This is a genomic window from Variovorax sp. 10L426, from assembly GCF_056395305.1.
Genome location: NZ_JBFTJF010000021.1, coordinates 25,900 through 39,043, shown reverse-complemented (window position 1 = coordinate 39,043; position 13,144 = coordinate 25,900). Strand labels below are relative to the sequence as shown.

Below are 13,144 nucleotides of genomic sequence, written 5' to 3'. Positions count from 1 at the left end.
GGAAACCTCTCATGCATCCCCCTTTCAAAGCCAAGGTCGCGGTCGTCACCGGCGCTGGATCCGGCATCGGCCGCGCGCTGGCCCTCCAGTTGGGCGCCGCTGGAGCGCGGCTCGCGCTGTCCGACATTGACGCCGCAGGGCTCACCCAGACCATCAGCCAGATGCCAGCCGGCACCGATGTTCGAGGCTACAAGCTCGACGTCTCCTCACGCGAGGCCGTGTTCGCCCACGCCGACGACGTGAAGCGCGATTTCGGCGCGGCGCATCTGGTGTTCAACAACGCGGGCACGACCATGGTCGGCACCTTCGAGCACTTGGACATCGACGAGATCGAATGGCAGCTCGGCATCAACCTGTGGGGCGTGATCTACGGCAGCAAGGCTTTCCTTCCGATGATGCTGGCGCAGCGCGAGGGCTGCATCGTGAACATCTCGAGCATCTTCGGCCTGATCGGCTATCCCGCCCAGAGCGCCTACAACATCTCCAAGTTCGGCGTGCGCGGGCTCACCGAGTGCCTGTGGCGCGAGCTCGAAGGCACCGGCGTGCGCGCGGTGAGCGTGCACCCGGGTGGCATCAAGACCAACATCGAGCGGGACGGCCGGCGCTGCCGAAACGCCGGCGCCGAAGAGACGCAGATCTCGTCGCAGGGCGCAAAGATCATGACCACGCCGCCAGAAGACTGCGCCGCCGCCATCCTGAACGGCGTTCGCCGCGGAAAGAAGCGCGTAGTCACGGGCAACCAGTCCGGGCGGGTCTTCTGGCTGTCACGGCTGATGCCCAACAGCTACCACAGCGTCGTCAAGCTGATTGCCTGAATCCAGCTCGCCCCGACTTCCGACAAGACCATGGAAACGCTCGTATCGCCAGCGCCCATCGGCACGGCCAGGTCGCTGAAGCGCGTGCCGGTGCGCTACTTCTCGCTGCTGCTGGGCTTTCTGCGGGCGCAGGGCGTGAACACGGCGCGACTTCTGGAGCTCACGGGCATCGACCCGGGCCGCTTCGAGCGTCCCGACGGCATGCTGCTGCTGAGCGAGGCCGAGGCCTTCGTCAATGCGTCGTATCGGCTGTCGGGACGCAAGGACCTGGGCTTCGAGGCGGGCCGGCTGATCAAGCCCAACTCGCACGACCTGCTCGGCTACGGCATGCTGAGCTGCCGCGACCTCGACCAGATGCTCCGGCTGGCCAGTCGTCACTACCACCTGATCACCGAGCTGTTCACGATGAGGTACCGGCGCGGGGCTCAGCGCGGCGAGGTCGTCTTCAGCCCGACAACCGCGATGTCGCTGGAGATGTTGCGCTTCCACATGGAAGCGATCGCCGTGTCGACCTGCCACCACATCCAACTGCTGTCCGGACCCGGGTTGGCTTCCTGCGAGATCCGGTTGGGCATGCCGGTGCCGCGCCACCATGCGCGCTACGTCGCCATGTCGTCTGCAGATTTCCGCTTCGATGATCGTGCGCTGCCGGGCGTCACGATGGTGATCGATGCAAGCGCCCTCGACAAGGCGCTGCCGCTGGCCGCGCCACAGGTGGTCGAACAGATCGAGGAGCGCCTTCAGGCGCTGCGGCGCCGGCCGGGGCCCGACGCGCGCTGGGGTGACTACGTCGCCATGCTATTGCGCGAAGCGAAAGGGCAGCAGGTCACGCTCGACGAGATCGCGCGACGCATGAACATTTCCGAGCGAACGATCGACCGCCACCTGAAGAAGGAGCAACTGCAGTTTCGCGACTTGTCGCAGCAGGTACGCTTCGAGCGCGCACGCGAACTGCTCGTGCAACGCGGAACCACGGTGTCGCGGGTGGCCGAGCAGCTCGGCTTCACTGACGCAGCCAACTTCACCCGGGCCTTCAGGCGCCACTCGGGCGAGACGCCGAGCGAGTTTCAGCGGGCTGCATCGGCTTGCGGTGCCTCATGCTGAGACCTGCCGATATTGCCCATAAGGCCAATTGCCAGACTTCCGGGCCAGTGCAACGATCGCGCTCGCAAACAGGTACGTACAGGGATCACGATGTGCAAACTACGAGGGCAATCATGAAAGCCGAGATTTCATCACTCACGAAATGGGCCGCGATTGCGGCCGCCGCGGTGGCGCTGATCGCTGGCTGCGCCAGCAAGAGCGATCCCGTGGCCCAGGCTGGGAAAGCCGACGCAGCCAGGGGCATCGCCGCGCCGAGCATCGCCGAGACCAAGGCCATCGCCGAGGAGGCCTTCATCTACGGCCTGCCTCTCGTGATGAACTATGCGGTAATGTACGAATATGCCGTGGACAAAGGCGGCCCGCAGTTCAAGGCGCCTTTCAACCAGATCAAGAACGAAGCCCGTGTCTTCACCTACCAGGACACGGCCATCGTCACGCCGAACAGCGACACGCCGTATTCGATCCTGTGGATGGACCTGCGCGCCGAGCCGATGGTGATCTCGGTGCCGGCAGTGGAAAAAAGGCGCTACTACTCGGTGCAACTGATCGACGGCAACACCTACAACTTCGGCTACGTCGGCAGCCGCGCCACGGGGAACGAGCCGGGCAACTACATGGTGGTCGGCCCGGGCTGGAAAGGCGCGACGCCCCCGGGCATCAGGAAGGTCTTCACCTCGACCACGCCCTTCGCCGCCGCGGCCTACCGGACCCAGCTCTTCAACGCCAAAGACATGCCCAACGTCGTGAAGGTGCAGTCGGGCTACAAGGCGCAGCCTCTTTCCGCCTTCCTCAAGCAACCTGCGCCGCCGGCTGCGCCGGCCGTCAATTTCCTGCCGGCCACGACTGCCGGGATCAAGCAGAACTACTTCGAGTATCTGGACGCCGCCCTCCAGTACGTGCCGCCCACCCCGGAAGACAGGGCGGTGCGGGCCAGGCTCGCCCGCATCGGCATCGGGCCGGGCAAGACCTTCGAGTTCAAGGATCTCTCGCTCGAACACAAGGCCGCCGTCCTGTTGGCCATGAAGGAGGGTGACGAGAAGATCGACAAGTTTGCGGCCGGCGGAGTGAAGAAGATCAACGGCTGGAACATCGGATCATTCTTCGGCGACCGCACCTTCTACAAAGGGGACTGGCTGTTGCGCTCCGCAGCCGCCAAGGTCGGCATCTATGGCAACGATGCCGTGGAAGCGATGTATCCCTACACCCGCGTGACCGCAACGGGCGAGACGCTCGACACCAGCAAGCACAACTACACGCTCACCTTCCCCGCCGGGCAACTGCCGCCGGTGAACGCGTTCTGGTCGGTGACGATGTACGACGGCAAGAGCCAGCTCCTGATCAAGAACCCGATCAACCGCTATCTCATCAACTCGCCGATGCTCTCGGGCATGAAGAAGAACGCCGACGGCTCGCTCACGCTCTACATCCAGAAGGATTCGCCCGGCAAGGCGCGGGAAGCCAACTGGCTGCCTGCGCCGAACGACACCGTCTACCTGGTGATGCGCCTGTACTGGCCCAAGGACACGCCGCCTTCGGTCCTGCCGGCCGGCGAAGGAACGTGGAAGCCGCCAGGCATCGTGGCGTCATAGAGGAGGCACGTCGGAGGTTCCCATGAAATTCACGACACTGAAACTCATCATCTCCCTGATGGCACTGCCAATGGTCGTTCCCTCGGCGGCGCGCGCCCAGCCGAAAGTAACTTCCACCGAGGCCCGCGCGATCGCCAAGGAGGCCTACCTCTACGGTTTCCCGATAGTGGATAGCTACCGCATCCAATACAGCTACTTCGTGGATCGCCAGACCCCCGAATTCAAGGCGCCGTGGAATCAGATCCACAACACTCCTCGCGTCTACACGCCGGCGGATACGGCCATCCAGACGCCCAACTCGGACACGCCATATTCGTGGTTGGGCATGGATCTGCGCGCCGAACCTCTGGTTCTTACCGTGCCGGCGATCGAAAAGGAGCGCTATTTCAGCGTCCAGCTCATCGACGCCTACACCTTCAACTTCGCCTACATCGGCAGCCGCACCACCGGCAACGGTGGCGGGAGCTTCCTCATCGCGGGGCCGGGCTGGAAAGGACAGACGCCCAAGGGCGTGAAGGAGGTGATCCGCTCGGAGACGGAATTCGTCTTCGCTGCCTATCGCACGCAACTCTTCAATCCGGCCGACCTCGACAACGTGAAGAAAGTGCAAGCCGGCTACAAGGTTCAGACGCTGTCAGCGTTCCTTGGCACAGCCGCACCCAAGGCCGCGCCGGCCATCGATTTCGTCAAGCCTCTTACGCCCGTGGAAGAGAAGACCTCGCTGCAGTTCTTCGACATCCTGAACTTCGTGCTCCAGTTCTGCCCGACAGATCCGTCCGAGGTCGAACTCATGGCGCGTTTCGCCAAGATCGGCGTCGGGCGAGGACAGACCTTCGACCCCAGCAAGCTCTCGCCTGAAATGAAGGCGGCCATGGAGCAGGGCATCGCCGACGCCTGGGCGGACTTCGCTGGCCTGAAGAAAGAAGTTGAACAGGGAAAGGTGACCTCCGGCGATGTCTTCGGCACGCGGGAATATCTGAAGAACAACTATCTCTACCGCATGGGCGCCGCCGTTCTGGGCATCTACGGCAATTCGAAGCAGGAAGCGATGTATCCGGCTTATTACGTGGATGAGGCGAAGCAGAAGCTGAATGGTGCGAACCGTTATGCCTTGCACTTTGCGTCGGACCAGTTGCCACCCGTGAATGCGTTCTGGTCGCTGACGATGTATGAGGAGCCGCAGAGCCTCCTCGTGGCCAATCCCATCAACCGGTACCTGGTCAACTCACCCATGCTGCCGCAGTTCAAGCGCGATGCCGACGGCGGGCTGACGCTGATCATCCAGAACGAATCGCCCGGCAAGGACCAGGAAGCCAACTGGCTGCCCGCGCCGAAGGGGCCATTCTCGATGATCATGCGGCTCTACTGGCCAAAAGCCGAAGCGACGGAAGGCAAGTGGACTGCGCCGCCGGTGAAGCAGATGTAAGCGACCTTGGGCCACCATCGACACTCAAGGCGTGATCGCCACCTTGAGCACCCCATCGCGCTGGTTCGCGAAAAGCTCGTAGGCCGTTTCGATGTCGTCGAGCTTGAAGCGATGCGTCACCAAAGGCTTCAGGTCCACGCGCCCGGACGCGACGACATCCATCAGCCGCCGCATGCGCTCCTTGCCGCCGGGGCACAGCGTGCTGACGATCTTCAGGTCGCCAAGCCCGGCCGCGAAGGCGTCCAGCGGAATCTTCAGGTCGCTCGAATAGACGCCGAGGCTCGACAGCGTTCCGCCCGGGCGCAGCACGCGCAGCGACGATTCGAAGGTGCCCTGCGTGCCGAGCGCCTCGATGGACACATCGACGCCGCGCCCATCGGTCAAGGCCATGATCTGCTCGACCGGATCACCCTTGCGAAAGTCGACCACATGGTCGCAGCCGAGTGCGCGGGCGACTTCGAGCCGCGCGGGGACCGTATCGACGCCGATGATGGTCGTCGCGCCCATCAGCTTCGCACCGGCGACCGCGCACAGGCCGATGGGGCCCAGCGCGAAGACAACGACGGTATCCCCGATCCTGACCTTTCCGCTTTCGGCGCCGGAAAAGCCGGTGGACATGATGTCCGGACACATCAGCACCTGCTCGTCGGTGAGGCTGTCCGGAATCGGGCTGAGATTGGCCATCGCGTCCCTGACGAGCACGTATTCCGCCTGGCAGCCGTCGATCGTGTTGCCGAACTTCCAGCCGCCCATGGCCTTGAAGCCGTGCTTGGTGCCCGGACCATCCTGCGATCCGCAGCCGCACAGGCAGGCGTAGCTGTGCCCGCTGGGCGTGATGGCACCGGCAATCACGCGCTGGCCTTCCTTGTAGCCATCGACGGCCGAACCCAGCTTCTCGATGACGCCGACCGGCTCGTGGCCGATGGTCAGCCCGCGCTCGACCGGGTACTCGCCCTTGAGGATGTGAACATCCGTGCCGCAGATCGTGGTCGTCGTGATGCGAATCAGCGCATCGAGCGGCCCGACGTCGGGGATCGGCTTCTCGTCGAGAACGATCCGACCTTTTTCGACAAAGATGGCGGCTTTCATTTTGGCCATGGGAAGAGCCCTTTCGAGGAGGTGTTTCGAAGCCTCTTCATTGGACTTCAACTGCGTTGCACACGGGTTTGACTTGGCGCAACATTGGTCGACAAATGTTCCTACGGCAAGAGCAATGCGCGCTGCGCCTCGACCGTCTCGCGCAGGAAATCCCATGTCGCCTTCATGCGCGCCAGATGGCGCGTCTCCGCCGGCACCGACATCCAGAAGGTGCGCGTGAAGTTCGCCTCATCCGGCAGCACGCGCCGCAGCGATTTGTCGCGCTCTGCGATAAAGGCCGGCAGCACTGCGATGCCCGCGCCCGCCACGGTCGCCTGATATTGGGCAAGGATGCTGGTGCTGCGCAGCGCAAAGGAATCCGGCCGATAGAGCTCGTCCAGGTATTGCAACTCCTTGCTGAAGAGCAGGTCGTCCACGTAGCTGATGAAGGTGTGGCCGCGCAGGTCGTCGCGGATGCGGATCGCGCCATGCTTCGCCAGGTACTGCTTCGACGCATACAGCCGCAGCGCGTAGTCGGTCAGCTTGGTCACGACCACCGGCCCGCGCGCGGGGCGTTCGAGCGAGATCACGATGTCCGCCTCGCGGCGTGACAGATGCACGAGCCGCGGCATCGCCAGCAGGTCGATCACCAGCTTGGGATGCTGTTGCGCGAACAGCGCGAGATGCGGCGCCAGGACGATGGTGCCGAATCCCTCCGTCGCGCCGATGCGCACCAGCCCCGACAAGCCTTCGTTCGACGCCGGGGTCGTGCTCTCGACCGTGAGGAAGGCGCTTTCCATCGCCTCGACCTGCGGCTGCAACCGGCGGCCGGCCTCGGTGAGCCGATGCCCGTCGGCTTCGCGCGAGAAGAGGGCGGTGCCGACCTGCTTTTCGAGCGTCTGGATGCGGCGCGCCACCGTCGTGTGATCGACGGCCAGACGGCGCGCCGCCCCGACCAGCGTGCCCGAGCGCGCGAGCTCCAGAAAAAAGCGCAGGTTGTCCCAGTCCATGCTTTGCAATTATGCAGATCGAGAATGCGTATTTGTCTATTGCTATCGCAAAAGTGCAAAGCTAGCATCGTCGCCTGCACCCCCATTCAGGAGACAAGGTTCATGGACGCCACCACCACCCCCGCGACGAAGGTCGCCACCGTCAAGCTGCTCATCGGCGGCAAGTTCGTCGAGTCGAAGACCACCGAATGGCGCGACATCGTCAATCCGGCCACGCAGGAGGTGCTCGCGAAGGTGCCCTTTGCCACGCAGGCCGAAGTCGATGCGGCCGTCGATTCCGCCAAGGAAGCCTTCAAGACCTGGCGCAAGACGCCCATCGGTGCGCGCTCGCGCATCTTCCTGAAGTACCAGCAGCTCATTCGCGAGAACATGGCCGAGCTGGCCGCCATCCTTACCGCAGAGCAGGGCAAGACACTGCCCGATGCCGAAGGCGACGTGTTCCGCGGCCTCGAAGTGGTCGAGCACGCATCGGGCATCGGTAACCTCCAACTCGGCGAATTGGCCAACAACGTGGCCAACGGCGTCGACACCTACACCCTGCTGCAGCCGCTCGGCGTGTGCGCCGGCATCACGCCTTTCAACTTCCCCGCGATGATCCCGCTGTGGATGTTCCCGATGGCAATCGCCACCGGCAACACCTTCGTGCTCAAGCCTTCCGAGCAGGACCCGATGGTCACCATGCGCCTGTGCGAACTCGCGCTCGAAGCCGGCATCCCGCCCGGCGTGCTCAACGTCGTGCACGGCGGTGAGGCGGTCGTCAACGCGATCTGCGACCACAAGGACATCAAGGCGATCTCCTTCGTCGGCTCGACCAAGGTCGGCACGCACGTCTACAACCGCGCCACGCTGGCCGGCAAGCGCGTGCAATGCATGATGGGCGCGAAGAACCACGCCATCGTGATGCCCGACGCCAACAAGGAGCAGACGCTCAACGCACTCGCAGGCGCGAGCTTCGGCGCCGCAGGCCAGCGCTGTATGGCCGTGTCGGTCGCAGTGCTGGTGGGCGATGCGCAGAAGTGGGTGCCCGACCTCGTCGAGAAGGCCAAGACCCTGAAGGTCGGCGCCGGCACCGAGAAGGGCGTGGATGTCGGCCCCCTGGTGTCCTGCGCGGCCTACGAGCGCGTCACCGGATTGATCGAACGCGGCGTGGCCGATGGCGCGACGCTGGCACTCGACGGACGCAAGCCCACGGTGCCCGGCTACGAGAAGGGCAACTTCGTCGGCCCGACGGTGTTCGCCGACGTCAAGCCCGGCATGAGCATCTACGACCAGGAAATCTTCGGCCCGGTGCTGTGCCTGGCGAACGCCGCGGACATCGACGAGGCCATCGAACTCATCAATGCCAACCCGAACGGCAACGGCACCGCGATCTTCACGCAGTCGGGTGCCGCCGCGCGCCGCTTCCAGGAAGACATCGATGTCGGCCAGGTCGGCATCAATGTGCCGATCCCGGTGCCGGTGCCGATGTTCTCCTTCACCGGTTCGCGTGCTTCCAAGCTGGGCGACCTCGGGCCTTACGGCAAGCAGGTCGTGCTGTTCTACACGCAGACCAAGACGGTCACGGAGCGCTGGTTCGACGACAGCACCGTCTCGCACGGCGTCAACACCACCATCAGCCTCAAGTAAGCTCGTCCGCATGGACTTCGAGCTGACTGAAGAGCAGCGCGCCTTTGCCCAGACGGCGCGCGACTTTGCGCTGAGTGAATTCGCGCCGCATGCGGCCCGTTGGGACGCGGAGGCGATCTTCCCCAGGGAAGCCATTGCCAAGGCGGGTGAACTCGGCTTCTGCGGACTCTATGCGCCCGAAAGCATCGAGGGGCTGGCGCTGCCGCGTCTCGATGCGGCGCTGGTGTTCGAGGAGATGGCCGCGGTCGATCCGTCGACCACGGCCTTCATCACCATCCACAACATGGCGACGTGGATGCTCGGCACCTGGGGTGGTCCGGCCGTGCGCGAGCAGTGGGGCGCGGACTTGACGAGCGGGCGCAAGCTGGCCTCGTATTGCCTGACGGAACCGGGCGCTGGCTCAGATGCCGGATCGCTCAAGACGCGCGCCGAGTTGCAGGGCAACGAATACCTCATCAACGGCGGCAAGGCCTTCATCTCGGGTGCCGGCGCGACAGACGTGCTGGTGCTGATGGCGCGCACGGGCGGTGGGGGCGCCGGCGGCATTTCTGCCTTTGCCGTGCCGGCCGACGCGCCCGGCATCAGCTACGGCAAGAAGGAACACAAGATGGGCTGGAACAGCCAGCCCACGCGCACCATCAACTTCGACAACGTCCGCGTGCCTGCCGCGAATCTGCTGGGCAGCGAAGGCGAAGGCTTCCGCATCGCCATGAAGGGACTCGACGGCGGGCGCATCAACATCGCGACATGCTCGGTCGGCGCGGCGCAAGGCGCATTGGATGCGGCCCGCCGCTATCTGAACGAGCGCCAGCAGTTCGGCAAGCCGCTGGCCAGCTTCCAGGCGCTGCAGTTCAAGCTGGCGGACATGGCGACCGAACTCGTGGCCGCGCGCCAGATGGTGCGCCTCGCCGCGAGCAAGCTCGATGCGGGCCATGCCGACGCGAGCACCTATTGCGCGATGGCCAAGCGCTTTGCCACCGATGCGGGCTTCACGGTCTGCAACGAAGCCTTGCAACTGCATGGTGGCTACGGCTACCTCAGCGAATTTCCGCTGGAGCGGCTGGTGCGCGATACGCGCGTGCACCAGATCCTCGAAGGCACCAACGAAATCATGCGCATGATCGTCGCGCGAAAACTGCTCGAAGGCGACTCCGACATTCGATGAATCCCGCCCAAAAGAAATGACAGATCCCGTAGTTCTCTTCAACGAAATCAAGACCGCCAACGGCAAGCGCTTCGGCGTTGCCACGCTCAATTCGCCTGCTTCGCTCAATTCGCTGTCGGTGGCGATGGTGCGGCTTCTCATCCCCAAGCTCCAGGAATGGGCGAAGGACGACGGCGTCGTCGGCGTGCTGCTCGACGCCGCGGGCGAGAAGGCTTTCTGCGCCGGCGGCGATTTGCGCCAGCTCTATCAGACGCTGCTCGAATGCGGCCCTGCGCGCAACACCTATGCCGAGTCCTTCTTCAGCGAGGAATACGAGCTCGACTACCTGATCCACACCTTTCCGAAGCCCTTCCTCTGCTGGGGCCACGGCATCGTGATGGGCGGCGGCGTCGGGCTCCTGGCGGGCGCGTCGCATCGCGTCGTGACCTTGCAGAGCCGTGTCGCGATGCCCGAGATCAACATCGGCCTGTACCCCGATGTGGGCGGCAGTTGGTTCCTGCGTCGCGCGCCGGGGCGGGTCGGGCTGTTCCTCGCACTCACGGCGGCGCCGTTGAATGCGGCCGATGCCATCTTCTGCGGGTTGGCGGACATCGTGGTGCCGCATGAGCGAAAGTCGCAATTGATCGAGGCCGTTGCCGCGAGCGCATGGCAAGGCGAGACGAAGGCGGACCGCGCGACGCTGTCGCGGCTGCTCGCGCAAGCCGGGGAGGGCGCCGAGAAGCAGCCGTCCAAGCTGAGGGAGCACTTCGACACCATCAACGCGTTGATGGCTGGCGACGACCTGCTGGACATTGCCAATCGCCTTCGCACGCTGAAATCCGACGATCCGTGGCTGCAGGCCGCAGCCACCACGTTCACGAAAGGCTCGCCGAGTACGGCGGCCGTGTCCTTCGCCTTGTGGCAGCGCGTCTTGCACATGTCGCTGGCCGAAGTGTTCCGGCTCGAATACTGGGCATCGCTCGGCTTCTGCGCGCACAAGGACTTTGCCGAGGGCATCCGCGCGTTGCTGATCGACAAGGACCGCAATCCGCGCTGGAACCCGGCCACGATCGAAGAGATCACGCCCGAGTTCGTCGAAGACCACCTGCGCGTGCGCGTCGAAGGTCCGCACCCGCTCGCCGCGCTGGTGTAAGCCCAATCCAATCCATTCCATCGAAGACAACGGAGACCCCATGAAGATCGCATTCATCGGCCTGGGCAACATGGGCGGCCCCATGGCACTGAACCTGCACAAGGCCGGCCACGCGGTCAGCGCCTTCGACCTGTCGGCGGAGGCTTGCAAGAAGCTGGCAGGCGAGGGCGTGAAGATCGCCAGGTCGGCGGCGGACACGCTCGCCGGTGCCGAAGTCGTCATCAGCATGCTGCCCGCGAGCCAGCACGTCGAGGCGCTCTACCTCGGCAGCGACGGCAAGGCCGGGCTGATGGCGGAGATTCCGGCCGGCACGCTGGTGATCGACAGCAGCACCATCGCCGCTGCGACCTCGCGCAAGGTGGCCGAGGCGGGCGCGAAGCGCGGCGTTGCCGTGATCGATGCGCCGGTATCGGGCGGCACCGGCGGCGCCATCGCGGGCACCTTGACTTTCATGGTCGGCGGCGCCGAAGCCGATCTCGAACGCGCGCGCCCTGTGCTCGAAAAAATGGGGGCCAACATCTTCCATGCGGGCGGCGCGGGTGCGGGCCAGACCGCGAAGATCTGCAACAACATGCTGCTCGGCATCCTGATGATCGGCACTTCGGAGGCCATCGCGTTGGGCGTTGCCAACGGACTCGATCCCAAGGTGCTGTCGGAAATCATGCGGCGCAGCTCGGGCGGCAACTGGGCGTTGGAAAAGTACAACCCCCTGCCGGGCGTGATGGAAACCGCGCCGGCCTCGAAGGGCTATGCCGGCGGCTTCGGTACCGACCTGATGCTCAAGGATCTCGGTCTCGCGCAGGAAAACGCCGCGGCGGTGCGCGCGGCCACGCCGCTGGGCGGCCTCGCGCGCAATCTCTATGCGGCGCACAGCCTTGCCGGGCATGGCGCGCTCGATTTTTCGAGCGTCATCAAGCTCGTGCAGGCCAAGTCCAGCTAGTCGACGAACAGCAGCGCAGGCTCTTCGAGCATCGCGCGCATCGACTGCACGAACCGGGCGGCGTCCATGCCGTCGACAACCCGGTGATCGAACGATGACGACAGGTTCATCATCCGGCGCGACACGACGGCTCCGCCGCGCAATACCGGGCGTTCGACGATCCGGTTGACCGCGACGATGGCAACCTCGGGCCGGTTGATCACCGGCGTCGATACGATCCCGCCGAGCGCGCCGAGGCTGCTGATGGTGATCGTCGAGCCGCTCAGTTCCGCACGCGTCGCGCGGCCCGCCCGCGCGGCTTCGACCAGGCGCGCCAATTCGGCGGCCATGGCCCACACGTCGCGGGCCTCGACGTGTCGAACCACCGGCACGACGAGCCCGTTCGGGGTCTGCGTCGCGATGCCGATGTGTACCGCGCCGTGGCGGGTGATGACGCCCGCTTCGTCGTCGAAGAGGGCGTTGATCTGCGGGCACTCGCGCGCCGCCAGCACCGTCGCGCGCATGAGCAGGGGCAGCAGGGTCAGGTGCCCTCGCTCGGCGCTCCATTTCGAGTTGAGCGCCGCGCGCAGGGCCTCGACCTCGGTGACATCGACCTCCTCGACGTAGCTGAAGTGCGGGATGCGACGCTTCGATTCCTGCATCTGCAACGCGATGCGGCGGCGCAGGCCGATGATGGGCACCGCTTGCTGGTCGTTGCGTTCGGCGCTGCCTGTTCCGGGAGCACGGTCCGGCGGCCGCGCGCCGTGCGCGGCAACGTGCGCGTCGAGGTCGGCGTGCACGATGCGGCCGGCAGTGCCGCTGGCCGCGACGTCCTTCAAGTCGACGCCCAGTTCCCAGGCTCGCCTGCGCACCGCCGGTGAGGCGATCGGACGGTCAGCCGCGGCCCCGGCGGACAGCGACGCCGGTCGTGTCGGCGCCATCGCAGGCACCGATGGCGTTGCGGCGCGCGCCGGGGCGGGCACGTGTGCCGGGGCGGCCAATGCAGGCGCAGCCACTGGCGCGCTGGCGTCGTCGGCCCGCTCGATACGGATCAGCTCGGCGCCGACCGCCAGGATCTGTCCGACTTCTCCGCCTAGCGCAATCACGCGGCCAGCGACCGGCGAAGGGATCTCGACGTTGGCCTTGTCCGTCATCACGTCGGCCAGCCCCTGGTCCTCGATGACCGCGTCGCCGGGCTTGACGTGCCAGGCCACGAGTTCGACCTCCGCGATGCCTTCGCCCACGTCGGGCACCTTGATCACATGGATGCTGCCCGGCATT

Annotated in this window: 11 protein-coding genes; 8 read left to right on the top strand and 3 right to left on the bottom strand. The window is 65.2% G+C overall.

All coding sequences use genetic code 11. From position 1 onward, the window contains the following. The first annotated feature begins 11 nt into the window (after positions 1 to 11). From AC1DHL_RS25200 to AC1DHL_RS25185, 4 genes are all read left to right on the top strand, one after another. On the top strand, positions 12 to 815 hold the full coding sequence (locus AC1DHL_RS25200) for an SDR family NAD(P)-dependent oxidoreductase (RefSeq protein WP_478104376.1): 804 nt from the start codon (positions 12 to 14) through the stop codon (positions 813 to 815). Between the two features lie 30 nt (positions 816 to 845). Continuing rightward, the gene (locus tag AC1DHL_RS25195) at positions 846 to 1,919 is read left to right on the top strand and encodes a helix-turn-helix domain-containing protein (protein ID WP_478163755.1); all 1,074 of its coding nucleotides are present in this window, start codon (positions 846 to 848) and stop codon (positions 1,917 to 1,919) included. 113 nt (positions 1,920 to 2,032) lie between these two features. Next, positions 2,033 to 3,508 carry a DUF1254 domain-containing protein gene (locus tag AC1DHL_RS25190; RefSeq protein ID WP_478163754.1) on the top strand — a complete coding sequence of 492 codons (1,476 nt, stop codon included), beginning with the start codon at positions 2,033 to 2,035 and terminating at the stop codon, positions 3,506 to 3,508. A gap of 22 nt (positions 3,509 to 3,530) precedes the next feature. Next, complete coding sequence (locus AC1DHL_RS25185; protein ID WP_478163753.1) at positions 3,531 to 4,934, top strand: DUF1254 domain-containing protein; 1,404 nt, start codon at positions 3,531 to 3,533, stop codon at positions 4,932 to 4,934. A gap of 24 nt (positions 4,935 to 4,958) precedes the next feature. On the opposite strand, the gene AC1DHL_RS25180 is transcribed toward AC1DHL_RS25185, so the two are convergent. Together AC1DHL_RS25180 and AC1DHL_RS25175 are read right to left on the bottom strand one after the other, a co-directional pair. After that, complete coding sequence (locus tag AC1DHL_RS25180) at positions 4,959 to 6,032, bottom strand: NAD(P)-dependent alcohol dehydrogenase (RefSeq protein WP_478163752.1); 1,074 nt, start codon at positions 6,030 to 6,032, stop codon at positions 4,959 to 4,961. Between the two features lie 101 nt (positions 6,033 to 6,133). Then, the gene (locus AC1DHL_RS25175; RefSeq protein ID WP_478104370.1) at positions 6,134 to 7,021 is read right to left on the bottom strand and encodes a LysR family transcriptional regulator; all 888 of its coding nucleotides are present in this window, start codon (positions 7,019 to 7,021) and stop codon (positions 6,134 to 6,136) included. Positions 7,022 to 7,123: 102 nt separating this feature from the next. Here AC1DHL_RS25175 and AC1DHL_RS25170 point away from each other — a divergent pair, with 102 nt between their 5' ends. From AC1DHL_RS25170 to mmsB, 4 genes are read left to right on the top strand one after another with little or no spacing between them, the layout of a single operon-like run. Beyond that, on the top strand, positions 7,124 to 8,647 hold the full coding sequence (locus AC1DHL_RS25170; RefSeq protein WP_478104368.1) for a CoA-acylating methylmalonate-semialdehyde dehydrogenase: 1,524 nt from the start codon (positions 7,124 to 7,126) through the stop codon (positions 8,645 to 8,647). Between the two features lie 10 nt (positions 8,648 to 8,657). Beyond that, entirely contained in the window at positions 8,658 to 9,812 is a 1,155-nt protein-coding gene (locus AC1DHL_RS25165) for an acyl-CoA dehydrogenase family protein (RefSeq protein WP_478163751.1), read from the top strand. 16 nt (positions 9,813 to 9,828) lie between these two features. Further along, complete coding sequence (locus AC1DHL_RS25160) at positions 9,829 to 10,944, top strand: enoyl-CoA hydratase/isomerase family protein (protein WP_478163750.1); 1,116 nt, start codon at positions 9,829 to 9,831, stop codon at positions 10,942 to 10,944. A 40-nt stretch (positions 10,945 to 10,984) separates the two neighbouring features. After that, on the top strand, positions 10,985 to 11,884 hold the full coding sequence (gene mmsB, locus AC1DHL_RS25155) for a 3-hydroxyisobutyrate dehydrogenase (RefSeq protein WP_478163749.1): 900 nt from the start codon (positions 10,985 to 10,987) through the stop codon (positions 11,882 to 11,884). Here the strand turns inward: mmsB and AC1DHL_RS25150 are convergent. Next, the gene (locus tag AC1DHL_RS25150; protein ID WP_478163748.1) at positions 11,881 to 13,143 is read right to left on the bottom strand and encodes a dihydrolipoamide acetyltransferase family protein; all 1,263 of its coding nucleotides are present in this window, start codon (positions 13,141 to 13,143) and stop codon (positions 11,881 to 11,883) included. The two genes, mmsB and AC1DHL_RS25150, sit on opposite strands and share 4 nt — an antisense overlap. Between the last annotated feature and the right edge of the window lies 1 nt (position 13,144).

Coding starts and splice junctions, on each gene's coding strand:
- AC1DHL_RS25165 (WP_478163751.1), top strand. CDS start 8,658: ATGGACTTCGAGCTGACTGAAGAGCAGCGCGCCTTTGCCCAGACGGCG.
- AC1DHL_RS25180 (WP_478163752.1), bottom strand. CDS start 6,032: ATGGCCAAAATGAAAGCCGCCATCTTTGTCGAAAAAGGTCGGATCGTT.
- AC1DHL_RS25190 (WP_478163754.1), top strand. CDS start 2,033: ATGAAAGCCGAGATTTCATCACTCACGAAATGGGCCGCGATTGCGGCC.
- AC1DHL_RS25160 (WP_478163750.1), top strand. CDS start 9,829: ATGACAGATCCCGTAGTTCTCTTCAACGAAATCAAGACCGCCAACGGC.
- AC1DHL_RS25170 (WP_478104368.1), top strand. CDS start 7,124: ATGGACGCCACCACCACCCCCGCGACGAAGGTCGCCACCGTCAAGCTG.
- mmsB (WP_478163749.1), top strand. CDS start 10,985: ATGAAGATCGCATTCATCGGCCTGGGCAACATGGGCGGCCCCATGGCA.
- AC1DHL_RS25150 (WP_478163748.1), bottom strand. CDS start 13,143: ATGCCGGGCAGCATCCATGTGATCAAGGTGCCCGACGTGGGCGAAGGC.
- AC1DHL_RS25195 (WP_478163755.1), top strand. CDS start 846: ATGGAAACGCTCGTATCGCCAGCGCCCATCGGCACGGCCAGGTCGCTG.
- AC1DHL_RS25200 (WP_478104376.1), top strand. CDS start 12: ATGCATCCCCCTTTCAAAGCCAAGGTCGCGGTCGTCACCGGCGCTGGA.
- AC1DHL_RS25185 (WP_478163753.1), top strand. CDS start 3,531: ATGAAATTCACGACACTGAAACTCATCATCTCCCTGATGGCACTGCCA.
- AC1DHL_RS25175 (WP_478104370.1), bottom strand. CDS start 7,021: ATGGACTGGGACAACCTGCGCTTTTTTCTGGAGCTCGCGCGCTCGGGC.